The sequence below is a fragment of the Clostridium chrysemydis genome, from assembly GCF_015234215.1.
Classification (GTDB): Bacteria; Bacillota; Clostridia; order Clostridiales; family Clostridiaceae; genus Clostridium; species Clostridium chrysemydis.
This window is the reverse complement of the sequence record NZ_JADEKP010000001.1, coordinates 1,499,063-1,524,158: the sequence shown is the minus strand read 5'-3', so window position 1 is coordinate 1,524,158 and position 25,096 is coordinate 1,499,063. Positions and strand designations below refer to the sequence as shown.

Sequence of the window (25,096 nt, the reverse complement as noted above, 5' to 3'; positions counted from 1 at the left end):
TATATAAAAGAAACAATTTATTAGGAGGAAAAAGAAGTTGGTATTAGAAGAAAATACGTCGCCTGGACTTTCAACAAGAGAAGCAGAAAAGAGATTAAAAACATATGGTTTAAACCAATTAGAAAACAAGAAAAAGACATCTATTTTTAAAATACTATTAAGTCAGTTTAATGATTTTATGGTTTGGGTACTTATAGGTGCTACAGTTATCTCTGGACTAATGGGAGATACAGCAGATGCTATAACGATACTTATTATAGTTATAGTTAATGCACTTCTTGGATTTTTTCAAGAATTTAAAACAGAAAAGTCTTTAGAAGCACTTAAAGATATGGCAGCACCTACCTGTAAAGTATATAGAGATGGAAGGATTAAAGTAATAAATTCTTGCTTTTTAACTATAGGGGATGTTGTTATTTTAGAGGCAGGTGATAGGATACCAGGAGATGGAGAATTTATAGAGTCATCTCTAATAGTTGTAGATGAATCTCTTTTAACTGGTGAGTCAGTTGGAGTAAACAAAGAAGACAAAAGAGGAAAAAATCTAGGGTATATGGGGACAAATGTTTTAAAAGGAAAGGGTTTATTTAGAATTCTTGAAATTGGTATGAAAACCGAGATGGGAAAAATTGCGTATCTACTTCAAAATATAGAAGAGGAAAAGTCACCTCTAAAAGAGAAATTAGATTCACTTGGGAAAGTATTAGTTATTTTATGCTTAGCTATCTGTGCTGTAGTTACAGTACTTGGAATAATTAGGGGAAATGAAATCGGAGAAATGTTCTTACTTGGAGTATCCCTTGCAGTAGCCGCAATACCAGAAGGACTTGCAGCTATAGTTACAGTTGCCCTTGCCCTTGGAGTATCTAGAATGTTAAAGAAAAATGCATTAGTTAGAAAATTACCTGCAGTTGAGACTTTAGGTTGTACGTCAGTAATTTGTTCTGACAAAACAGGAACTTTAACTCAAAATAAAATGACGGTAAAAGAAGTTTATATTAATGGAAAGATTCAAGAATTAGAAAAAGTTAATTTAAATTCTATAAAGGGTATTTCTAAATTAAAAGAAGCATTGATACATTGTAACGATTGTACCTTTGATAAAGGAAGCAAAAACTTTGATAAAAGCATTCACGGAGATCCAACTGAAATTGCATTAATTAATATGTTTTTTAATAATGGAAAAGATTTAACTTCTTTTACAGATGGAGTAAAAAGAATATATGATAATCCTTTTGATTCAACTAGAAAGATGATGTCTGTAATAGTTAAAAAAGATGATAAAGAGTCATGCTTTGTAAAAGGTGCACCTGAAAAAATTCTAGAAAGATGCAAATATATTTATGAAGACGGTATAGTTAAAGAACTTACATTTATGAAAAAGAAATCTATTAATGATAGTTTAAATATAATGAGCTCTAGAGCTTTAAGGTGCTTAGCTGCAGCTTATAAAGAAAAAGATATTAAAAAGAATGAATCAATTGAAAGAGATTTAATATTTATAGGGTTTGTTGGAAGTATAGACCCACCTAGAAAAGAAGCACACGATGCTGTTTTAAAATGTAAACTAGCTGGAGTAAAACCTGTTATGATTACAGGGGATCACAAAAACACAGCATTAGCTATAGCTAAATCTTTAAATATATGTAAGGGAGCTGACTCTGTTTTAACTGGTGAAGATATAGAAAAATTAACAGATAGAGACCTTTATGAAAAGGTAAAAGTAACAAGCGTTTTTGCAAGAGTTTCACCAAATCATAAATTAAGGATAGTTAAAGCCTTTAAGAAAAATGGAAACATAGTAGCTATGACTGGGGATGGTGTAAATGATGCACCAGCTATAAAAGAAGCAGATATAGGTATATCTATGGGAATATCAGGAACAGATGTAACTAAAGAAGCTTCGTCTATGATTCTTATGGATGATAACTTTAATACAATTGTTGAAGCAGTAGAAGAGGGTAGAACTATATATGATAATATAAGAAAATTTATAAGATACCTTTTATCTTGTAATTTAGGAGAAGTGTTAACAATGTTTCTTGCATCGTTATTTATGCTTCCAAACCCGCTTACACCTATCCAAATATTATTTGTAAACTTAGCAACAGACGGACTTCCTGCAATAGCACTTGGGGTAGACCCAGCAGATTCTGATATAATGAGACAGATGCCAAGAGAGAAAAAGGAAGGTATTTTTTCAAGAGGGCTTACAGAAAAAATATTAATTAGAGGAACGTTAATTGGACTTTGTACACTTTTGTCATTTATGGTAGGAAGATATTTTAGTATGGATTTACAAACTTGTAGAACTATAGCTTTATCTACTTTAGTTTTATCACAATTATTCCACGTATTTGAATGTAGATCAGAAAGACATTCAATATTTCAAATAAAGTTATTTACAAATCCATATTTAGTAGTAGCAGTTTTGATATCTATTATAATGATGTGCTCAGTTTTATATATACCATTCCTTTCAGGAATCTTCCATACAGTTCCACTTGGATTTAACCACTGGGCAATAGTACTTACATTTTCAAGTGTAATTGCATTTATAAATAGCATGTATTTATATTTTAAAACAAGATAGAAAAAGGTTCTCGTAGTATTTACGGGAACCTTTTTTTGAAAATGAATCTCTTCAGTAAATTTATTCATAATTGTTATAAAAAGTTAATCTGGCTATAAAGTAATTTTAAACTATATTAATAGGGTGTTTATATAAAAATGATATTATTAATTTGAAATATCAAATTAAGGTGGTGCAATATGGAGGAAGGATTGAAAAAGAAAAAATATTTAAGTTTGTTAGTTATAGTACTTTGGATTGTATTTACAGGAGTTTTATTATTAAACTCACCTTCTTTAAGTAAATTAGTAGCTAAAAAAGGAGGAATACAGTTACCAAATGATTATTCTAAAAATATAGAAAGTCTTATAAATAGCAATAACAAGTTCAATAGCGATGATAGTTACATTGCAGTATTTCATAATGATAACGGACTTACACAAAAAGATAAAGATAACATAAAATACACTTTAGAAAATTTAGATAAGGATAAAGAGAGTGTATATGTAAAAAGTGTAACAGATAGTTTTAAAACATCTCAGTTGAAATCACAATTAGTTTCAACTAATAATAAAACTATAATGGCCTTACTTACTATTGACCCTAGGGGGGCAAGTGCAGATACAATAAGTAATGCAATAGGAGACAAAATTAAAACAGATGGGGTTAAAACATATTTAACAGGTGAAAACTTAATAGAGCAAGATGTAAATTTAGCGGCACAAAAGGGATTAAATAAAACCCAGACAATAACTGTAATATTTATATTTGTTGTATTAATTCTTCTATTTAAATCTATAGTTACACCTTTTATACCACTTCTAACAGTTGGTATAAGCTACTTAGGGGCACAAGCAGTAGTTTCTATACTTGCAGATAAGTTTAATTTTCCATTATCAAACTATACTCAGATATTTATGATAGTTATTATGTTTGGTATAGGAACAGATTATTCTATTCTTTTATTAAATAGGTTTAAAGAAGAAATTGCAAAAGGAAGCAATAGGGTAGATGCAGTTAAAACTACATTTTTTGCAGCAGGTAAAACAGTTTTATCATCAGCTATGCCAGTTTTTGTTGTATTTGCGTCTTTAAACTTTATAGAGTTTAATCTTTATAGAAGCGCAGTAGCAGTTGCTATAGGGATAATATTTTTAATTGCGGCATTATTTACTATTTTCCCAGCGGTTATGATTTTGCTTGGTAAGAATTTATTTTGGCCAGTTAAAGGAGAAATTAAAGTTGAGCAAAATAAACTTTGGGGAAAACTTGGAAGCACAGCATTTCAAAAACCAGTACCTGTTTTAGTAGCAATAGCTATTATTCTTGCAGCACCTATATTTTTTAATGACTTTAAGGAATCATTTAATAATATAAATGAAATAGGAGATAGCTATTCTGCAAAAGCTGGGTTTAACGTTGTGTCAAATGATTTCGGAATTGGTAAAACAGCTCCTATGTCAATTTATATAGAAAATGATGAAGATATGAGAAAACCAGAGTATGTTGCGCTTATGGAAAAAATATCAAATAATATAAAAAATTCAAATGGAGATGTAAAACAAGTATTAAGTGTAACTAGACCTACAGGAACAAGGCTTGATGAAATTTACGTAAACGATCAAGCGTCTATAGTTCACAGCGGAATAGATAAAGCAAATGATGGTTTAAATAAGATTAATGGTGGATTAAAAGATGCAAGTAAACAAATAGGTGATTCTAAAGGCAAAATAAAGGATGCGGAAAATGGAACAGAAAAACTTCAAAGTGGTACATTAAAAACAAAAGAAGGTGTTCAAGAGTTAAATGTTGCACTTGGCGAATTAGTAAATAGTATAAACGAAGAACATAAGGGTGCAAATGAAATAAAAAATAAAGTAGATGCAGCAAGAGAGAAAGTAAATGATCTTCGTTTAAGTAATGCTAAAGTTTTAAAAGTATTTAATACTATAAATGAAAAGGGACAAAATATATTAAATAATTCTAATAAAGCTTTAAGTACGTTGAATAATTCAAAAATTCTTCAAAAAGACAAAGAGGAGATGCAAAAAACAATTGGTGCTATAAAAGGTGATATTTATGAATATGTAAAACTTCACCCAGAAGCTAAAAATGATAAAAACTTAGAAAAGTTAAATAAGGATATAGAAAAGATTTTAAATTCAAATACTGCTAAAGATGATTTAGAAAAATTAAGAAGGAATTTAAATGATGATATAAACCTTTTAAATGGTGCTTTAAAAGATTTAAATAGCAAAAAGGATGATGTTATAAATAAATTAAATGAGATAAATAAGGGAGCAAACGAGTTAAGTGCAGGACTAGACGCTTTAGATAATGGACTTTCAAAATCTTTAGAAGGCGGAAAAGAAATTAAAGGAAAGGTACCTGAAATAGAAAATGCTTTAACAGAAATTTATAACGGACAAGGTACTATTAAAAAGGGATTTGAGGAGTTTGGTAGTCAAATAAACGAGCTTGAAGCAGGCTTAAATGATGGTGCAAACGGAATAGGAGAGGTTACAAAAGGATTGAAGTATGCAAATGGATTCATTAATGATTGGTCTAACTTATCTTATAATATATCTGGTATAAATGTTCCTATAGAGATATTTAGTAATAGTGAATTTAAACAATCGCTAGACCAATATATAAGTAATGATGGAAAACTTGCAGAAATTAACGTTATAACAAATAAAAATCCTTATTCAGATGATGCAGTAAATCTAGTTCCAGAAATACAAAATATCGTTAGTGAAAGTGTAAAAGGGACTAAACTTGAAAATGCAAACATTGGTGTAGGTGGAATAGCAAGTACAACATATGAAACTGAAAAAATGGCTGATAAGGATTATGATAAAGCTGTAATATTTGTAATAATAGGTGTTACTATGGCTTTAATTCTTATACTTCAATCACTTGTTATGCCACTATATCTAATGGTTTCATTAGTAGCAACTTACTTTACTTCAATTAGTATAGTTCAGATAATAGTTCAAAAGATTATGGGGTACCCAGGTATTTCTTGGATAACTTCCTTCTTTGGATTTGTTGTGTTAATGGCACTTGGAATAGACTACTCTATATTTATAATGACTAGGTTTAATCAAGATAAAGAACCGGATATGAAAAAACGTATAGTTAAAACTATGATAAGTATGGGAGGAGTAATTATTTCAGCTGTAATTATATTAAGTGGTACATTTGCAGCACTTTTACCTTCAGGAGTTTTATCTTTAATTGAGATATCAATGGTAGTTTTAACAGGTATAATATTATACGTTGTAATAATATTACCGTTATTTATACCAGCAATGGTAAAGATATTTGGAAAAGCAAATTGGTGGCCATTTAATAGAGCTATAAATAAAAGTGTAAAAGAGGATAGTAATATAGAAAAATAAAAGTTATTATTTTAACTATATTGATTAATTGTAATATCCATTGTTATTATATAATTATAAAATTAGATGGAGTTAAAATATGAGAATAAATAAATTACTAAGTAACTTTGGGATATGTTCAAGAAAAGAAGCTAATAACATAATAAAAAACGGAAGAATTTTAGTTAATGGTAAAGAATGCATTGAAGGGCAGTGGGTAGAATTAACAGATGAAATTCTTTTAGATGGTGAGATCTTAAAAGAAAAAGAGAAAGTATATTTACTTTTAAATAAACCTGTTGGAGTAACTTGCACTGCCTCTTTAGATGTTAGAGATAATATTATAGACTATGTTAATTATAAGGATTATATATTTCCTGTAGGAAGGCTTGATAAACTATCAAGAGGACTTATTTTACTTACTAATGATGGGGATTTAGCAAATGATATATTAGAATCAGAAAACCATCATGAAAAAGAATATCTAGTAACTGTAGATAAAATAATAACAGATGAGTTTATAGAAGGTATGGAAAACGGCGTTTTGATTTTAGGAGTTAAAACTAGAAAATGCAAGATTGAAAAAGTTAGTGATTATGATTTTAAAATAATATTAACTCAAGGACTGAATAAGCAAATAAGAAGGATGTGTAAAAACTTTTATTATAACGTCTTAAGGCTTGAGAGGATAAGAATACTTAATTTAAAAATTGATAACTTAGAATACGGAAAATATCGAGAGTTAACTAAAAGTGAATTAGAAGAATTAAAAAAGAACCTTTAAGGTTCTTTTTTATTACCATAAAACGCATTTAATTATTAATTAGTAATAATTATTGATTAATAAATAAATTAGTTATATAATATATCTAAGATTAAGAGATTAAATATAAAGGAGGGAAATTTATGAAAAGATTTATATGCACAGTTTGTGGTTATGTATATGAAGGGGAGAGTGCCCCGTTAAAATGTCCTATTTGTAATGTAGGACCTGATAAATTTATAGAAGAAGAAAGTGATGAGGACTTTATATTTGAGAATATAAAGTAGTAAACAAAGTAAAAGAAAATGATTTTGTAACTTCTTTTTATTTTAAGAGAAATGATGATAAAAAATTAAAAGATCATAAAGCAGGTCAGTTTATATCTATAGATGCTGTTGAAAATGGACCTAATAAAGGATCTATAAGGCAGTATAGCCTTTCTATGAAACCAGGGTCAGACCTTTATAGAATAAGTGTAAAAAGAGAAGAAAAGGGAATTGTATCAAGTTATTTACATGATAATATAAATAAAGGAGATATAGTTAAATTAACTAATCCTTTAGGAGAATTTGTTTTAAAAGAATATTCTAATAGACCTGTAGTATTTTTAAGTGGCGGAATTGGAGTTACTCCTGTTATGTCAATGCTTTATGAAGCAGCAGAAGAGGGACGTGATATTTTATTTGTACAGGCTGTGTTAAATAGCAAGGCTCACACTTTCAAAGAAGAACTTAGAATTTTAAAAGAAAAGCATAAAAATATTAAAAGTGCAGTATTTTATCAAGATCCATTAGAAAGTGATAAGATTTTAGAAGATTATGATAACTTAGGGATAGTAAGCAAGGAATGGCTTATTAATAATATGCCAAAAAGAGGAGAATTTTATTTTTGCGGACCTCTTGGATTTATGAAGCATATAAACGATACTTTAAAGGAAATTGGAGTTTCTAAAGAAGATAGAAACTATGAGATGTTTGGTCCAGCTAAAGATTTAGACGCAATATAAGAGAGTGGCTTTTTGCCACTCTCTTATTTGTCTAAATTGCTTAATGCTTTTGATGGAACCTTATCTTTTGAAACTTCCTCATAAGTTTTAATTTCATTTACTTCATTATCTTTTGTAGTCTTTGGTGAAATTTTTAAATATCTATCTTTCTTTAAATTCTTTACTGCAGAGAACGTTACATCTATTTCAGTTCCTTTTTCGTTATAAGCTTTAAAATTATAATCATATTTTTTAATAATAGACCCATCAACTATTTTAACCTCTTTTACTTTACCGTCAGTAGTTATTTTTACATAATAAGCATCTGAATTTAAATCTAATATTCCAGCTTTGAAAGCGAAGAACCCTCCCCCTAAAACTAATATAATTAATAAAATACTAATTGGCTTTTTCATAAATCTTACCTCACTTTTATTTATCTTATGACTAAATTATAAGTTAAAGATGAATATTCTAATATTGAAAACACTTAATTTAAACTTACACTTTTGTAAGATATGATATAATATCAATGAATTAAATTTGTGAGGTGTAATTTATGATTAAACATATAGTAACTTGGAACATTAAAGAAGAAAACAAAGAAGAAAATATGAAGGAAATGAAGAGAATGCTTGAATCTTTAAAAGGAAAAATAGAAGAGATAGTAGATATAGAAGTTGGAATAAATATAAATAAATCGGATGCTAAAAAGGATATAGTTTTATTTTCAGAATTTAAATCTTTAAAAGATTTAGATATATATCAAAATCATCCTCTTCATTTAGAGGTAGGGAAGTTCGTAAAAGAAATAGCAATAGATAGAAACGTTGTAGATTACGAAGTATAAAAAGAAAGAGTGACAAAAATGAAATTTAAAGTACCGGATTATTTTAATGAATTTTCTTGTATTGGAGGTGCTTGTGAAGACACCTGCTGTGCTGGATGGGAAATTGTAATAGATGATAAAACATTTAATAAATATAAAAATGTAAAAGGCGATTTTAAAAAGATATTAGACGAAAATATTATAAAAAGTGATGAAGATAATGTATTTCGTCTAAAAGAAGAAAATTGTTTCTTTTTAAATAATGAAAAGATGTGTGAAATATATAAAAATCTAGGGGAAGAGTATCTGTGTCATACTTGCAAAGAGTTTCCAAGAGTTACAGAGGAATTTTTAGATGTAAGGGAAAGTTTATTATCACTTTCTTGTCCAGAAGCTTCTAGAATAATTTTAAGTGAGCCTAGAGAAATAAAATTTAAAATAAAAGATATAGATGAAGAAATAATAGAAGATAGCAATATTGAAAGAGGAGTTTTAGATGATTTTTTAAATTGCAGAGAAGTTATTTTTAAACTATTAGAAAGAAAAGATATCTCATTTAATAAAAGATTAGTATTGATTTTAAATTTTTCAAATGAAATACAAAACAAAATAGATTTAGGAGATATGGATGAAATAAAAGATGTAATAAGAGATTACCTAGATAATGAAGTTATAGTTGAAATTTTAAAAGAAACAGATAGAGAAAATTTCAAAAAAGAGAGTAATACTTTAAAATCTATATTAAATACTTATATAGATTTAAATCATATAAATTCTAATGATATTTTAAAATTAAACTCTGCATCAAATTATTTAAAAGAAAACGAAAAAAATTATTTAAACAATTATAAAAAGTTTGATGAAGCATTTAAAGAGAACTTATTTATATTTGAAAGTCTAATTAATTATTTTGTATTTAGGTATTTTATGAAATGTATATTTGATTATGATATGTCTTCTAAGGTTAAATTTGCAATTATTAGTACAACACTAATTAAAGAGTTATCAATTATTGAGTATTTAAAAAGAGGAAATTTAAATAAAGAAGATGTTATTACTATAGCTAGGAATTATTCTAAAGATATAGAACACTCAGATGAAAATGTAGAGTCGCTTTTTGAAAGTTTTGAAACAAAGGATCTATTTAATATAGAAAATTTAACTAATATAATAATGAAATTATTTTAATAGAAATTGCACTTTAATAGGGTGCAATTTTTTTTATTGAATTCATTTAAAAAATAGCATAGGAATATAATCTTAAATTAATTGGAAGTCTAAATATATATTTTATATTTAGAGGTGATTAAATTTGAAAAATGTATGTGTTGTAGGAAGTATAAATGAAGATTTAGAGATAGAAATAGACAATGTTCCAAAGAGTGGTGAGACGATAATATCTAAAGGACTATCTATATATTGTGGAGGAAAAGGAAGTAACGAGGCAGTTTCACTTAAAAGAAACGGAAGCGACGTTTCCTTTATAGGTAAAATAGGAAAGGATCTAAGTGGAACTAAGGGCTTAAATAAATTAAAAGAAGTAGGAGTAAACACAGAAGGAATTATTATAGAAGAAGGATTAGAAACTGGAAAGGCAGTAGTATTTTTATTTAATGATGGAACGGATTCTATTATTGTAAATTTAGGGTCTAATATGGCTTTAACTCCTAAGGATATTTTATCTAAAGAAGAACTTATAAAATCTTCTGATGCAGTAGTATCAGGACTTGAAGTCCCAGAAGAAACAGCTCTAAAAGCTTTTAAAATAGCTAAAAAGCATAAAAAGATGACTATATTTAATCCATCACCAACAAAAGATAAGTTAAAAACAGAGATTTTAAAATACACAGATATATTACTTCCAAATAAACTAGTTACAGAAACACTTACAGGAATTAAAATTACAGATGAGAATTCCTTAAAAAGTGCTGGAGAAATTTTTATAAAAGGTGGGGCAAAAGTTATAGTATTTATTTTAGGAACTGAAGGGGTTTTTATTTACACAAAAGAAAAGAGTAAGTATTTAGAGGCTAAGAAGGTAAAGATTATAGATAGTACTTGCGCGGGAGATACTTTTATAGGTGCCTTTACAAGTATTATTAAGGATTTATCTTTTGATGAAATTTATAAGGGATGTATTTATGGAAATGCTGCTAAAAATATATGTATAGGAATAAAAGGGAGCGAGCCATCTATTCCTTTTAAGGAAGAAATAGAAAAAAGCTTAGATTAATCTAAGCTTTTTTATTAGTGTCTCATTCTAGTTGCTTGTTGTCTAGCCTTTTTGATTTGTGAGTGGTCTATTGGAACTAGATCTCTTTTAGTAGTAAGGTTAACTACGTTTTGGATTTGAAGAACTTCAGAATCTTCTTTACCTTTAACACCTTTAAGTCCCATTATCATTACTTTATTTCCTTTAAATACTGGGATAAACTCTGGTTTTTTGAACCACTTATTTTTTTTGTATCTACATTTTACAACGCCTCTACCAGCATCAGGTTTTACTATTAAGTTAACGATTAATTTATTAAAAATAAGATAATTCTTTTCTTCCATGTTTATAGATACTACAGTACCTGAAGTACTAGTTATTCTATCTCCGTATTTTTGAAAATAAGAATCTCTAAAATATTTATCAAATTTATCTTTCATTCCCATAACCAAATTCTCCTTTATAATCGAAATAAGTCCGTATGTGTTACTAAAACATAACTTATATTATTATATCATAAAAAATATTTTTAAGAAATATATTAATAATGATTAAAGTGATTAAATTTTACCAAAATTTTTAATAAAATATAAAAAATTCCGTTTATAATTTATTAGAAACAAAATGAGAAAATTGTACACAATGAAATTATAAATCATATACTATAATATAAAGAATTTTAAGGAGATAATATGATGGGTAAAGAGTTAGGTAAATTTTTGAAATTTTTAGGTACAGTTTTTATTATTTCTCTTATGTTTATAGTTTTAATTTGTGAGTTATTTTCTTTAAATTTTAAAAACACAATATTTATTTTCGGTGGAGTTTTAGCCTTTTTTGGAATTCTTGCAAAGGCAAATGGAAGTCCAAGTAAAATTTGCGGAAATTCTATAGGGGAAATTAATGCAGAGATAACTGGAAGTGATATGCTAAGGATTAATAAATTAACAAGCAGCACTGAAAAGGGAATAGAATTTTATAAAGCAAATGTTGAGTATATATTAGACCATTACATCTTAGGCGTTTCAGGGATTTTATATATATTAATAGGTATATTATAAAAAAATTAGACTCATCTGTTTAAGATTTTCTTAAATATATGAGTCTATTTTTGTGGTATTATTATATAGACAGGTATATTAAATATTAAATAAAATATATATTAAAAATGTGTATTAAGTAAAATTACCTGAATTTAAGAGGTGGATGAAAAATGAATTCGCAAACTATGTATATAGCAAATAAAGCAATAGAAACATACAAAGAAGTTAAGACGGAATTAAGGTTTGATGGAGAATATATAAATCACTTTGCATCTTTAGTATTTGCTGACCAAAATGAAAATATTGATATTGAAAAGATAAAAGAAATAAGAAAATATATAAAAAAGAATACGAAGAGTCTTCAAAGCTTTAGGGGAGATATGTTATATATGGTATCTATCCTTATAAGTAGGGAAGAAGCTTATGAAGAGTTTTCTGATACATTAATCGAAGTGAACGAAACTTTAAAAGATAACGGTTTCAAAAGTAGCCCGTATTTAGTACTAGCCTCATACTCTATAGTTAAAAGAAGTAATAAAAGTGAAAGAAAAAGAGTTTTAACTAATATGAAACTTATATACTCACTTTTATATAAGGAGTTTAATAATATAACAGATGATGAGGATTACTTAATCTGTGCACTTTTAGCTATTAAATTTGTAAGAGATAATGAAGAACCAAAAGAAGTATTAAAATATATAGAAAGTATGTTTAACTCACTTTTAGATTTAGAAAACTATAGTAGAAATGATCTTCAAAACATAGCAACTTCAATGCTTTTAAATAGTAGTGCAACAGCACAGTTTGAGATAAAAGATTTAATAAATGAATTTAAAGAAAATGATATGAAAATAGGAGATCAAGTTTTAAATATTATAAGTGTAGTAGCAAGAGATGAAGATATAAGAACCTATGTTCAAAATGTAAAAGATGTTGTAGAATATTTATGTGATGAAGAAGGGGAATATGCGTTCTATATGGATAAGACATTTAGAACTATGATAGCTATAGTTATAGTTGAACTTTATGAGCGCAAGGAAAGTGGATTCACAAATAGATATTTAAAAGAGCTATTATGCTTCTCAATTTATTCTTTTATAGCTAGAAAAAAGCAAAACGTTTTTGAGGAGGTCTTAGCTTAAGAAAAGGTGAAAGATGGAAAGAATCATATTACACGTTGATATGGATGCGTTTTTTGCATCAGTAGAACAATTAGATAATAAAGCCCTTAGAGGAAAGCCTGTTATAGTTGGTGGCGTAAGAGAAAGAGGCGTTGTATCTACTTGTTCTTATCAAGCTAGAAAGTATGGTGTGCATTCTGCTATGCCTGTATTTATGGCAAGAAACCTTTGTCCAAACGGGATATTCGTTCCAGTTAGAATGCAAAGATATAAAGCAATTTCAAGAAAGGTATTTGAAATTTTTAAAGAAGTTACAGATATAGTAGAACCTCTTTCTATAGATGAAGCATATCTTGACTTAACTAATAATATAAGGTTTAAAACTGGTATGGAAGCCTCGATGTATATTAAAAGAAGGGTTTTTAAAGAAATTGGATTAACCTTATCTGTTGGAATTTCTTATAATAAGTTTTTAGCAAAAACTGCATCAGATTGGAATAAACCAAATGGAATTAAAGAAATTAAAAAAGAAATGATGCCAGAGATTCTTTTTGATTTAGATATAAAAAATGTTTATGGACTTGGGAAAAAGTCAGTTCATAAACTTAATAATATGGGTCTATATAAAATAAAAGACCTTTATAAATTAGATAAAGAATTTTTTATTAAATACTTAGGGAAAAATGGCTTAGAAGTATATGATAGAATTAGAGGGATTGATAATAGAGAATTTAATATAGATAGAAAAAGAAAATCTATAGGAAAAGAAAGAACTTTAAAAACAGATACAGAAGATAAAGATGAATTAAAAGAATATATTATAAGTTTTGCAAAAGAAATTAAAAATATATTAGATAGAGATAATAAGAGTTTTAAAACTATAGTTTTGAAATATAAAACGAAAAGTTTTAAAAATCATACTAGATCTAAAACATTAAATTCATATATAAAAGATGAAGAAGAAATAATAAAAGAAGGTTTAGAACTTTTAGAAAATGAAGAATTTAGTGAACCTATAAGGCTTATAGGATTAAGTGTAACTTCATTTAAGGAAACTATGCTAGAGCAGATTAAGTTATTTTAATTATAAACTGATTTAAAGCAGAATTAAGCTAAAAATCAAAGGATTCTATAAATTGACAAATATATACGTTTACAATTATAATTCAAGAGTAATATATTTTTAGGAGTGAGCAAAAGATGAATAAACAAGAACTTGCAAAAATGATAGATCATACAGCACTAAAGCCAGAAACAACTGGTAAAGAAATCGAAAAATTATGCAAAGAAGCATTAGATTATAATTTCGCTTCAGTTTGCGTAAATCCAGGAAGAGTAAAAGAAGCATACGAATTACTTAAAGGTAGCGATGTGAAAGTATGCACAGTTATAGGGTTTCCTTTAGGTGCAAATACTAAAGAAGTTAAAGCTTTTGAAACTACTGATGCAATCAAAAATGGTGCAACAGAAGTAGATATGGTTATAAATATTGGAAAACTTAAAGATGGAGATTTAGCATACGTTAAAGAAGATATAGAAACTGTTGTAAATGCAGCTAAAGGAAAAGCATTAACTAAAGTTATAATTGAAACTTGTCTTCTTACAGATGAAGAAAAAGTAACAGCTTGTAATTTAGCTAAAGAGGCAGGAGCTGATTTTGTTAAAACTTCAACTGGATTCTCAACAGGAGGGGCTACAAAAGAAGATATAAGTCTTATGAGAAAGACTGTAGGTCCTAATATGGGAGTTAAAGCTTCAGGTGGAGTTAGATCTTTTGAAGGTGCTAAAGATATGATAGATAACGGAGCAACTAGAATAGGTGCTTCAGCTTCAATAGCTATTTGTGAAGGAAAAGAATCAAATAGTAATTACTAATTTTAAAAACATATACTTTAAATTATAAGAAGGCGCATAGCCTTCTTTTTTTGCTTACTTTTCATTTATAAAAATTTTTTTAATAAATTATCGCTAAAATTAATATATAAGAATACTAATATAATATACGACTATTAATAAGGAGGAAATACTAAATTATTTTAATTTAGGAAAGTAATATGAGGAAAGAATTAACTCCAAAAGAAGTTATATTTAATTTTGAGATAAGTGAAAGCGAAGGGGTTAAGAAATTAAAAGATATAGATGAGATAAAAAATAATTATAAAAAGATAAAAAGGGCATTAAATATAAAGAAAGAGGGTTATAACCTTTATCTTATTGATACTTTTTCAAAAGAAAAGGTAGATGAGTTAGTTCTTTTTATTGAGGAAGAATACAAATCATTAGAACCTCCTTCTGATATATGCTATGTAACTTTAAAAGAAAATAAAAAGCCTTTTCCAATCTTTTTAACGAATGGACGAGGAAAAGAACTTAAAGAAGAAATTAAAAATTTAAAAGAAGAATATTTAATTAAAGCTATAGAATTTTATAATACATCATCAAATGAAGAAAAAGATACTATCGTAGATGATATACATTCAAAGAGAAATACTTATATTTCAGAACTTATGGAAGTTGCAAAAAAAGAGGGCTTTGACGTAAAAGCTACAAGTGGTGGCTTTGCTTTTATTCCTTTAGATAATGGAGAAGTTATGACAGAAAAGGAATATGATGATCTTCCTGTAGATGAGAAAGATGTAATTTTAAATAAGGCATCTGGACTTAAGGAAATAGCAGAAGATATATTAGAAAAACTTAAAAATATAGAAGTTAATTCTTTAGATAAATTAAAAGAGATATTTAAAGAATATATAACAGAAGAGATGAGAGAATATAAAGAAGACGTTTTGCTAGAATTTATAGTTGACGATGATGTTTATAATTATCTAGAAAAGCTTTTTATAAATATAGAAGAGGAGCTTTTAGATAATTATAATATTGATTTAGAAGATGAGAGTACATTAACTGAGTTAGTTTCAAAATATGATATCGAAGTTATAGTAGATAACACGAACTTTAAAAATCCTAGAGTTATTTATGAAGATGATCCAAGTCTTATGAATCTTTTAGGGAATATTGAATACGAAAGTCAAAATGGTAATTATATAACAGACCTTTCTTTAATTAGTAGTGGGTCACTTCTAGAAGCAAATGGAGGTTGTTTAATAATTAGATTAAATAGTTTAATAAGTAATATAAACAGTTATTATTATTTAAAGAAAACTTTGCTATCTGGAAAACTTAACTTTGATAGTAACAGAAATTATCTAGAACTTTTATCTATAAATGGGTTAAAACCTGAGGAAATTCCAATAGATGTGAAAGTTATATTAATTGGAGACTATGAAAGTTATAATATCCTATATAATAATGATGAAGATTTTAAAAAGATATTTGGAATGAAATGTGATATGACAAGGATTTTAAAAGGAGTTAAAAGTAAATTAGATATTATTTGTGATTTTATAAAAGAAAGAGGAGAAAAGAACTCTTTAAGAACTATTTCAAATGATGCTATAAAATCTATAATAAGGTCTTTAACTAGAAGTTCTGGAAGCCGTGAAGAAATTAATTTAGAAGAATATGATATAGATAAGATATTAGTAGAAGCTGATGAAATTGCAGAAGAAAATGAAAAAGAAGTTATATTAAAAGAACATGTAGATGAAATCATATATGAAAAAGAAAATATTGAAAAAGCATATATAGATATGTACAAAGATAAAAAGATGAAAATAGTTTTAGAAGGTAAGAAGGTTGGAAATATAAACGGCCTTGCTGTTTTAGATACAGGACTTAGTCAATTTGGTAAACCACTTAGAATAACTTGCCTTGCTTTTAAAGGAAATGGAAATATTATTGATGTTCACAGAGAATCAAAATTAAGTGGAAGAATACATGAAAAGTCTATAAATATTTTAAGCGGGATATTAAAAAGTTTAGTTTCAAAATACGAAACATTACCGATTAACCTTCACGTTAGCTTTGAGCAAAGTTATGGAATAATAGATGGGGATAGTGCATCAGTTGCTGAGATGATTGTAATGCTATCTTCAATTACTGGAAAGCCTATAAAGCAAAACATTGCAGTTACAGGTTCTTTAAATCAATTTAAAGAAGTTCAAGCTATAGGGGGAGTTAATGAAAAAATTGAAGGCTTTTTTAATGTATGTAAAGAATTAAATACCATAAATAATAAAGGTGTTTTAATTCCAAGTGAAAATACAGATGAGTTAATTTTAAATGATGAGATTGAACAGGCTGTAGAGAGGGGATATTTCCATATTTATAAAATGGATACTTTAGATGATGCAATAGAAACTTTGTTATTAGAAGAAGGAGAAAGTTTAGAAAACTTTTTTGAACTCTTTAAAGAAGAGATAGGTAAATTTAAGATGGATTAAAATAAGAAACTGCATGAAAACATGCAGTTTCTTATTTTACTGTAAAAAAATGGAATAAAATAAATTGACGAGGAATATAATATATGTTAAAATATGGAAGAAAGAAGAGGGTGGAGGTGAGCTACTCTAATTATTAGAGTGATTGTATGCATTTAAATTTTATAAGAAAATCAAATATATTAATAGTTGGCCTAATAGGCGAATTAGACCATCACACGGCTGCAGAAGTTAGAGCTAAAATCGATGATAAGATAGAAAGCGAAAATATTAAAAAATTAATTTTAGACTTTAGTAGAGTATCTTTTATGGATAGCTCTGGAATTGGAGTAGTTGTTGGACGAAGTAAAAAGTTATCACACTTAGGTGGAAGTGTTTGTATAGCAAATGCTAGTGGAAGTGTTAAAAAAGTTTTTGAACTATCAGGGCTTTATAAAATAATAAGGAATTTTGATACTGTAGAAAAAGCAGTAGGGGAAATATAAAACGGAGGGGTTTTCATGTTTGATAATAGGATTAAAATAGAATTTATGAGTAAATCTCAAAATGAGGCTTTTGCAAGGGTGGCAGTAGCAGCATTTATTGCACAAATTGACCCTACTATTGAAGAGTTAAATGATGTAAAGACTGCAGTTTCAGAGGCTGTTACTAATTCAATTATTCATGGATATGATAATAAAGAAGAAAATAAAGTGATAATTGAAGCTGGGATAGCAGGAAGAGAAGTTGAGATAAGTGTAATAGATTTTGGAAAAGGTATATGTGACATAGAAAAAGTTAAGGAACCTTTATATACTTCAAGACCAGATTTAGAGCGCTCAGGTATGGGATTTACAGTTATGGAAAGCTTTATGGATAGCTTAGAAATTCAAAGTAAACAAGATGAGGGAACGAAGGTTGTAATGAGGAAAAAATTTGAAGTATAGGTTGGGGTAGATATGGATAATGGGAGTTTAAAACGAGAGGAATATAATTATGAAGAAAACTCAGAGCTACTACCTTTAGCAAAAAACGGCGACGAAGAAGCTCTTAATAGATTAATTCAAATGAACCTTCCCTTAGTTTCTTCTATTTCAAAGAAATTTTTAAATAGAGGATATGAATATGAGGATATTTTCCAAATAGGTTCTATGGGATTAGTTAAGGCTATTAAAAATTTCGATCCAGAATTTAAAGTTAAATTTTCAACTTATGCTGTTCCTATGATAATGGGTGAAATAAAGAGATTTTTAAGAGACGATGGGATGATTAAAGTTAGTAGAAATGTAAAAGCTTTAGCAAGAAAATTACATTTTGCAAGAGAAGATTTAACTAAAGAACTTGGAAGAGAGCCAACTATAGATGAACTTAGTAAATTTTCTGAGATAGATAAAGAAGATATAGTAGTTGCATTAGAGTCATCATCTAGTATGCAATATCTTTATGATACTATTCATCAAGATGACGGTGCACCGGTTCTTTTAATTGATAAGCTTTCAGAAAAAGGTGAGGACGACTCTTTAATGATTGAAAAAATTGCCTTAAAAGAAGCGATAGGAAGTTTAGATAGTAAATCAAAACAGATTATAATGCTTAGATATTTTAAAGATAAAACTCAAATTCAAGTTGCTAAAATGCTTGGAATTAGCCAAGTTCAAGTTTCTAGAATAGAAAAAAAAGTATTACTTAAAATGAAAGAAAAATTAATAGAATAAATTATTAGATAAGATTGCTATTAAAGTTTTTTTATAACTTTAATAGCAATCTTTTTTTAATCTCACAGGGAGATTTTAATTTTACATTTTTGGAATACTAACTATATGATTATTTTTTAGAGGTGATTTTATGAGAAGAAAAAATATTAAAGAAGAAGAGATAATTGAAAAATTTGAGGCCCTTGCAAAAGAAAGTGAGCCAAACCCACAAATTGCAAAAAACTGTGTTAGGGCATTTATAGTTGGAGGTTTAATTTGTGTTATAGGTCAGCTTATTTTCAATTTATTTATATACTTAGGATTTGCTGAAAATGATGTTAAAACGATAACAACAATAATCATGGTATTTTTAGGTGCACTTTTAACTGGAGTTGGAATTTATGATAAAATTGCAAGTTATGCAGGTGCCGGAACTGTTGTACCTATAACGGGTTTTGCAAATGCGGTTGTAGCACCAGCTATGGAGTTTAAAAAAGAAGGATTTATTTTTGGAGTAGCAGCTAAAATTTTTACTATTGCAGGACCTGTTTTAGTTTATGGGATAGGTTCTTCAGTTATAATTGGAATAATTTATTACTTTATAGATATATGGGTTAAATAAGGAGGGTAAAGATATGATAAATATTAAAAAAATAGGAAAACAAACAATCAAATTAGAATTTCCTCCTAAAATAATAAGTGCTTTTTCTATTGTAGGACCAAAAGAAGGAGAAGGACCTTTAAAATCGTATTTTGATGAAATATTAAACGATGAGATGTGTGGAAAAGAAAGCTATGAAAAAGCAGAAAGTGATATTATGTATAACGCTATTAAAGGTGCTATAGATAGAGCAAAACTTAAAGAAGAAGATATCGACTATTTACTTGCAGGTGATTTATTAAATCAAATCATTTCATCAAGTTTTGCAGCTAGGGAATTATCAATTCCGTTTTTTGGTCTTTATGGTGCCTGCTCTACTATGTCTGAATCATTAAGCCTTGGTGCTTTAATAATGGATGGAGGATTTGCAAAACACGTAGTTTGCTCTACTTCTTCTCATTTTTGTGCAGCTGAAAGGCAATTTAGGTTTCCCTTAGAATACGGGGCGCAAAGGAGTAAAACAGCTCAGTGGACGGTTACAGGTTCAGGTGCTATGGTTCTTGGGAGAGATGGTGATTTTCCTGAGATAACTTACGTAACAACTGGGATAGTAAAAGATTATGGAATAAAAGATCCAAACAACATGGGAGCTGCAATGGCACCAGCTGCTGTAGATACAATCTATGCTCACTTAAAAGATACGGGAAGAGAGCCAGAATATTATGATGTAATTGCAACTGGTGACTTAGGTAGGGTTGGAACTAAGATTTGTAATAACTTAATGCTTGAATATGGCTACGATATAAGAGGAAATCATATAGATTGTGGAGATATAATATTTAATAATGAAACGCAAAAAACAGAATCAGGAGGAAGTGGTTGTGGTTGTTCTGCATCAGTATCTTCTGGATATCTTTATAAAAAAATAATGAGAAAAGAAATTAAAAACTTTTTATTAGTTTCAACAGGAGCTTTAATGAGTACTACATCTTCACTTCAAGGTGAAACTATACCAGGTATTGCACATGCTATTGCAGTAGAGATGAAAGGGGATAAATTATGTTAATGTATGTTAAAGCTTTTTTAATTGGTGGTATAATTTGTGTAATAGCACAAATACTCATGGATAAAACAAAGTTAACACCTGGAAGAATTTTAGTTTTGTTTTTAGTTATTGGGTGTATTTTAGGTGCTTTTGGAGTTTATGATAAGCTTGTTGATTTTGCAGGTGCAGGTGCAAGTGTTCCTCTTCCAGGGTTTGGAAATGTTTTGGCTAAAGCAGTTATTGAAGAAGTTGAAAGAGAAGGATTGGTTGGAGCTTTTACTGGAGGAATTAAAGGAGCAGCAGGAGGAATAACAGCTGCAATATTCTTTGGTTATATAATGGCAGTTATTTTTAATCCTAAAAGTAAAGGCTAAAACCTTTATAATAGGATAAAAATGTATTATAATCTTAAAGTAAATTAAATTATAAAATATTTTAGATTAAAATATAATAAAAAGAGAGTAGGGGGATGGATGAATAATTTTTATAATAGTAAATGGCAAGACGTTGTCGAAGGTTTAGGTAGTGACATAATAAAAGGCCTAACTAGTATAGAAGTTGAAAAGAGAAGAAAAACTTTGGGAAATAACAAAATAAGTCTTCCTAAAGGAAATAGTATCTTTAGACAAATTCTTAAGGAATTTAAAAAAATCTATATTATATCATCTCTTATAATATTTTTTGTGTTCGCGTATTATTTGAAGTTTTTATATGCATTTATTGTTTTATTAAGTGTATTTCTAACTATTTTAGCAAAATGGTATGGTATAAAAAAGAAGGAATCAGACTTAAAATACATAGATAGAATAAACAAAACTAATGTTGAAGTTGTTAGAAATAGGCATAATATGATAATTCCAGCTGAGGATTTAGTAGTTGGCGATATAGTGAGCTTTAAGAAAGGTTCACTTATAGGGGCTGATATTAGAATAATACAAAGCGATGATTTAAAAGTTGATGATAGTAACGTTACAGGAGAAACCTTTTTAAAAGAAAAGTACGAAAATATGTTTGAAGGAAGAGCTTATAACATAGGCGAAGTTAAAAACATGGTATTTAAAGGTGCCGTTATAAAAAACGGAAGTGGTACTGGTATAGTAGTAGAAACAGGTGATAAAACTAGTCTTGGTAAACTTTTAAGTATGCTTAAATACTGCGATGTAAATAAACATAGTTTTGAAAACAACATAGAAAAGAGTTTGAATCATGTATCTTTAGTTCTTTTAAGTGCATTTATTTTAATAACTTTGTTTTTAAATAACAAATTAAACTTAAATACTATTTTTAATACACTACTTTTAATGAGTTTAGTTCCTTTATCAATAATTATAACAGTTTATATAAGTAGTATTAAAAAGAAATTTAAAAAAGATGGTATAGATATCTTAAATATATCTTCTTTAGATGAATTAAGTGGACTCGAAGTATTTTTTATAGATAAAATTGGAGCAATAACAAAAGAAGAGATGGTGGTTAAAAAGCTTATAACTGACCACGATATAGTTCCTTTAGAAAATATAGATTTTAAAAATAATATAAATGCAAAAAGAGCTATAGATATACTTCTTTTATCAAATGATTCAACTTTTAATGCAGAAGATAACACAGGCAAGGGGAATTTAGAAGAAATTGCATTCTTAAAATGGGGAGCAGAAAATCAAATTTATAAATCTATATTAGATAGTCAAAATAGAAGGGTTTTTGAACTTCCAGTTGATACGGACAAGCCTTTTTTAACGACTATAACTAAATCTAAAAAGGGGTTTAGAGCAAATATAAAAGGTAACGTAGAGCAGATTGTAGATAGATGTACTCATATAATGGTAAATGGGATTGAAAAAGAAATAACAAATGAAGATTTAGAAAAGATAAGGGTTATGGATTTTAATCTTTCAGGAGAAGGGCTTATAACAAACGGTATAGCTTATAGAAGTTTTAGTTATGAACCGAGTATAGATGAAAATATAGAAAGTAATTTAGTTTTTGTTGGGATAGTTGGTCTTTTAAATCCATTAAATGATTTTATAGATAAAAAAATAATGGCTATTAAGAAAAGAGGAATTATACCAATACTATTTACAGAAGATAATAAGATAACTGGTGAAGCACTTGGAAAGAAAACAAGAATAATTAATTCAGATAGTGAAGTTATATCAGGAGTGGAGCTTGATTCTTTAAATAGAGAAGAAATAATATCTGTTTTATCAAAAGTTAGAGTATTTTCAAGAGTAACTCCTGAAATAAAAAATAAAATAATTGGACTGTTTTCAAAAGATAAATACAGCGTTTTAGCAACGGGAGAAGGACTCGGGGATTTACCTGCACTTAGCCTTTCTAAGGTTGGAATAAGTAAAGGAAAAGCATCTAACTTAGTTAGAAAGGTTTCAGATATTTTTATATCTGAAAATTATTTAGATAAAGTAATGATGCTTTATGGAGAGGGAATAAAGGTACGGGATAATATATTTAATATATTTAGTTTTTATGGTATGATTTTAATTCTTCAAATGGCACTAGTTAATATATTAAATATAGATTTCTTCTTTATGATACTTGGAAGCATAGCTTTAATATTTATAATTTATTGGAGAATGTTTTTAAATACTTTTGAATGTAATATCACAAAGCTAGGTATTATTTTAATTATAGTAGCATTAGCTTCATATTTTGGAGTTGATAAATTTAACTTAAATCCTAATTATATTTATTTAGGGGCAATATGTGTACCAAGTATTATACTAAATATAATAGATGGTAAACTAATTAAATTTAAGAAGATAAAGAAAAAGATGAATGATGAGAAGAAAGATGGCAACACTCTAAAATAAGGGTGTGATGCTTTATGTTTAAAACTGTAAATAATACAAAGGCACCTATAATTTATATAGGTGTCTCTTTTTTATTTAGCTCTATATTATATTTGTTTTTAAATATAGATTTATTTTATGGCTTTTTATTTTCTTTAACTTTCTTTTTATTTATATATTTAAAAGAAGGAACTGGATTTCTTATTTTAATTTCTTTATTTGTAATTCTTGGTTTATTTATAAATTATAATTTTTATAACTTTAAATTAAAGTCTGTAGAAAAAGCAAAAATAGAAAAAATATATAGTTATGGAGGGATTTCTGAAATTAGGGGGAGAAAGGTTTATTTAAGCGGGGACTTAAAAGATTTTAAACCCTTAGAAAAAGTCATTTTAAAAGGTGAATTTACTAAAAATATAGATATTGAAAAAGGAATGGTTGGAGAAGTAAAGGTCTTAAGTATAAAAAGTGAAAATAGTATTTTGAATAAGATAAACGATTTTAAAATAGAATTTGTAGAAAAATTAAAAGAAAGTATAGGAGATAGAGAAGGTGGTCTTGTAAATTCTATCCTCTTTGGAGATAAGAGCGGCTTAGAAGAAGAGGATAAGGAAAATATGAAAAAGTATGGAGTGGTACACGTAATTAGCGTATCAGGACTTCATATAGGGTTAATTTATTTGATCTTTAAAAAGTTATTTAAAGAATATATTGGGCTTTTAATTTGTTTTTTTTATTGCATTATTACGGGGCTTGCCTTTTCAAGTATAAGAGCTTTTATAATGATACTTACTATAAGTTTAGGGTTAAAGCTTAGAAAAAGTAGTAATAGTAAAGCGTCTCTCGCTCTTTCTGCTATTATAATATTTTTAATAAAGCCTTATAGTATTTTTGATTTAGGGTTTATATTATCTTTTTTAGCTACTCTTTCAATTATTATATTTTATAAACCCTTAAGGAAAAAATTATATAAAATCGGGGGATGGACCGGTGATACTATAACTATATCTTTAAGTGCTCAAGTTTTAGTTATGCCTATATTAATTTATTATTTTAATGAGTTTTCTATAATGTTTTTAGTTGGAAATATACTTTTAGTTCCTTTGATTAACTTAATATTAGTACTAGGTTTTTTAGGATTTATTTTATTTAAGATAAGTGTTATTTCTAATATAATAAATTTTATTTTAGGAACTACTATATATGTTTTAGATTACTTAATTGAAATTTTAGATAAGTTTTCTTTAGATGTAATATTTTTAAATGAAAAGTATGCAATATTTTATGTTAGTTTGTTAATCTCCTTTTATTTTTATAAAAGGGGGATAAAAAAGATTATAGTACTGCCTTTAGCAACTATAGTATTTATAGGGATAACTCTTTATAGTTTTTATCCAAGGATTATAAATTTACAAGAAGGCTTAGTTTTAAGATATAAAGGAGATAGCGTAATTTTACTTAAAGATAAAGAAAATTACAAAAAGGCAGTTTCTGTTTTTAAACCTAGAGAGATATATAAAGAATTTGAAAAAACCTACATTAAAGAAGATTGCACTATAGTTAGAAATGGAGAAAATTTTATTTTGGATTTAGGAAACAAGGAGTATACACTTTTATTAAAGGATTTAAAAAGGGAAAGTTCTTATGATATAATTAATTTTGAAAAAGAAAAGATAAGAGAGATTATGATATTTAAGGATTATATAATAGAATTAAGATAAA

General features: G+C 27.6%; 22 protein-coding genes and 2 pseudogenes. 22 read left to right on the top strand and 2 right to left on the bottom strand.

What is annotated here, in order from left to right; genetic code table 11:
* Nucleotides 1-37: 37 nt before the first annotated feature.
* From INR60_RS07750 to INR60_RS17530, 6 genes and pseudogenes are all read left to right on the top strand, one after another.
* Complete coding sequence (locus INR60_RS07750) at nt 38-2,593, top strand: calcium-translocating P-type ATPase, PMCA-type (protein ID WP_194190896.1); 2,556 nt, start codon at nt 38-40, stop codon at nt 2,591-2,593.
* Between the two features lie 191 nt (nt 2,594-2,784).
* Nucleotides 2,785-5,976 carry an MMPL family transporter gene (locus tag INR60_RS07745; RefSeq protein ID WP_238480402.1) on the top strand — a complete coding sequence of 1,064 codons (3,192 nt, stop codon included), beginning with the start codon at nt 2,785-2,787 and terminating at the stop codon, nt 5,974-5,976.
* A 79-nt stretch (nt 5,977-6,055) separates the two neighbouring features.
* The gene (locus INR60_RS07740; protein ID WP_194190894.1) at nt 6,056-6,739 is read left to right on the top strand and encodes a pseudouridine synthase; all 684 of its coding nucleotides are present in this window, start codon (nt 6,056-6,058) and stop codon (nt 6,737-6,739) included.
* Nucleotides 6,740-6,861: 122 nt separating this feature from the next.
* Nucleotides 6,862-6,996: pseudogene (locus INR60_RS07735) on the top strand (rubredoxin-like domain-containing protein); the annotation flags it as partial.
* A 62-nt stretch (nt 6,997-7,058) separates the two neighbouring features.
* Nucleotides 7,059-7,229: pseudogene (locus INR60_RS17600) on the top strand (FAD-binding oxidoreductase); the annotation flags it as partial.
* Nucleotides 7,215-7,724, top strand: coding sequence for a ferredoxin reductase domain-containing protein (locus tag INR60_RS17530; RefSeq protein WP_338015007.1), 510 nt, complete (start codon nt 7,215-7,217; stop codon nt 7,722-7,724). The pseudogene INR60_RS17600 and the gene INR60_RS17530, both read left to right, overlap by 15 nt.
* Before the next feature lie 23 nt (nt 7,725-7,747).
* Here INR60_RS17530 and INR60_RS07725 read toward each other — a convergent pair whose 3' ends face one another.
* The gene (locus tag INR60_RS07725) at nt 7,748-8,119 is read right to left on the bottom strand and encodes a YxeA family protein (protein ID WP_194190892.1); all 372 of its coding nucleotides are present in this window, start codon (nt 8,117-8,119) and stop codon (nt 7,748-7,750) included.
* Nucleotides 8,120-8,262: 143 nt separating this feature from the next.
* On the opposite strand from INR60_RS07725, the gene INR60_RS07720 reads away from it, so the two are divergent.
* The 3 genes from INR60_RS07720 (at nt 8,263) to INR60_RS07710 (ending at nt 10,765) form a co-directional block, all read left to right on the top strand.
* Nucleotides 8,263-8,553 (top strand): Dabb family protein, encoded by a 291-nt coding sequence (locus tag INR60_RS07720; RefSeq protein WP_194190891.1) that lies wholly within the window; start codon nt 8,263-8,265, stop codon nt 8,551-8,553.
* Between the two features lie 18 nt (nt 8,554-8,571).
* Nucleotides 8,572-9,720 (top strand): flagellin lysine-N-methylase, encoded by a 1,149-nt coding sequence (gene fliB / locus INR60_RS07715; RefSeq protein WP_194190890.1) that lies wholly within the window; start codon nt 8,572-8,574, stop codon nt 9,718-9,720.
* Between the two features lie 124 nt (nt 9,721-9,844).
* On the top strand, nt 9,845-10,765 hold the full coding sequence (locus INR60_RS07710; protein WP_194190889.1) for a PfkB family carbohydrate kinase: 921 nt from the start codon (nt 9,845-9,847) through the stop codon (nt 10,763-10,765).
* A gap of 14 nt (nt 10,766-10,779) precedes the next feature.
* Here the strand turns inward: INR60_RS07710 and INR60_RS07705 are convergent, their stop codons facing one another.
* Entirely contained in the window at nt 10,780-11,190 is a 411-nt protein-coding gene (locus INR60_RS07705; protein ID WP_194190888.1) for a hypothetical protein, read from the bottom strand.
* Between the two features lie 249 nt (nt 11,191-11,439).
* Between INR60_RS07705 and INR60_RS07700 the strand changes: the two genes are divergently transcribed.
* The 13 genes from INR60_RS07700 (at nt 11,440) to INR60_RS07640 (ending at nt 25,095) form a co-directional block, all read left to right on the top strand.
* On the top strand, nt 11,440-11,805 hold the full coding sequence (locus tag INR60_RS07700) for a hypothetical protein (RefSeq protein ID WP_194190887.1): 366 nt from the start codon (nt 11,440-11,442) through the stop codon (nt 11,803-11,805).
* A 152-nt stretch (nt 11,806-11,957) separates the two neighbouring features.
* The gene (locus tag INR60_RS07695) at nt 11,958-12,929 is read left to right on the top strand and encodes a DUF4003 family protein (RefSeq protein WP_194190886.1); all 972 of its coding nucleotides are present in this window, start codon (nt 11,958-11,960) and stop codon (nt 12,927-12,929) included.
* A 13-nt stretch (nt 12,930-12,942) separates the two neighbouring features.
* The gene (locus INR60_RS07690; RefSeq protein WP_194190885.1) at nt 12,943-13,992 is read left to right on the top strand and encodes a DNA polymerase IV; all 1,050 of its coding nucleotides are present in this window, start codon (nt 12,943-12,945) and stop codon (nt 13,990-13,992) included.
* 116 nt (nt 13,993-14,108) lie between these two features.
* Nucleotides 14,109-14,783 (top strand): deoxyribose-phosphate aldolase, encoded by a 675-nt coding sequence (deoC, locus tag INR60_RS07685; RefSeq protein ID WP_194190884.1) that lies wholly within the window; start codon nt 14,109-14,111, stop codon nt 14,781-14,783.
* A gap of 179 nt (nt 14,784-14,962) precedes the next feature.
* Nucleotides 14,963-17,251, top strand: a complete 2,289-nt coding sequence (locus INR60_RS07680; protein ID WP_194190883.1) for an AAA family ATPase — start codon at nt 14,963-14,965, stop codon at nt 17,249-17,251.
* A gap of 146 nt (nt 17,252-17,397) precedes the next feature.
* A complete protein-coding gene (gene spoIIAA, locus INR60_RS07675; protein ID WP_194190882.1) occupies nt 17,398-17,733 on the top strand; it encodes an anti-sigma F factor antagonist in 336 nt (111 codons plus the stop codon).
* A gap of 15 nt (nt 17,734-17,748) precedes the next feature.
* Entirely contained in the window at nt 17,749-18,174 is a 426-nt protein-coding gene (spoIIAB, locus tag INR60_RS07670; RefSeq protein ID WP_194190881.1) for an anti-sigma F factor, read from the top strand.
* Between the two features lie 12 nt (nt 18,175-18,186).
* Nucleotides 18,187-18,942 (top strand): RNA polymerase sporulation sigma factor SigF, encoded by a 756-nt coding sequence (gene sigF / locus INR60_RS07665; protein ID WP_194190880.1) that lies wholly within the window; start codon nt 18,187-18,189, stop codon nt 18,940-18,942.
* Nucleotides 18,943-19,072: 130 nt separating this feature from the next.
* Nucleotides 19,073-19,543, top strand: coding sequence for a stage V sporulation protein AC (gene spoVAC / locus INR60_RS07660; protein ID WP_194190879.1), 471 nt, complete (start codon nt 19,073-19,075; stop codon nt 19,541-19,543).
* Nucleotides 19,544-19,556: 13 nt separating this feature from the next.
* Nucleotides 19,557-20,588, top strand: a complete 1,032-nt coding sequence (spoVAD, locus tag INR60_RS07655; RefSeq protein WP_194190878.1) for a stage V sporulation protein AD — start codon at nt 19,557-19,559, stop codon at nt 20,586-20,588.
* Nucleotides 20,582-20,941 carry a stage V sporulation protein AE gene (gene spoVAE, locus INR60_RS07650; RefSeq protein ID WP_194190877.1) on the top strand — a complete coding sequence of 120 codons (360 nt, stop codon included), beginning with the start codon at nt 20,582-20,584 and terminating at the stop codon, nt 20,939-20,941. Before spoVAD ends, spoVAE begins: the two co-directional genes overlap by 7 nt.
* A gap of 99 nt (nt 20,942-21,040) precedes the next feature.
* Nucleotides 21,041-23,395, top strand: a complete 2,355-nt coding sequence (locus tag INR60_RS07645; RefSeq protein WP_194190876.1) for an HAD-IC family P-type ATPase — start codon at nt 21,041-21,043, stop codon at nt 23,393-23,395.
* A gap of 14 nt (nt 23,396-23,409) precedes the next feature.
* The gene (locus tag INR60_RS07640) at nt 23,410-25,095 is read left to right on the top strand and encodes a ComEC/Rec2 family competence protein (RefSeq protein WP_194190875.1); all 1,686 of its coding nucleotides are present in this window, start codon (nt 23,410-23,412) and stop codon (nt 25,093-25,095) included.
* Nucleotide 25,096 lies beyond the last annotated feature (1 nt).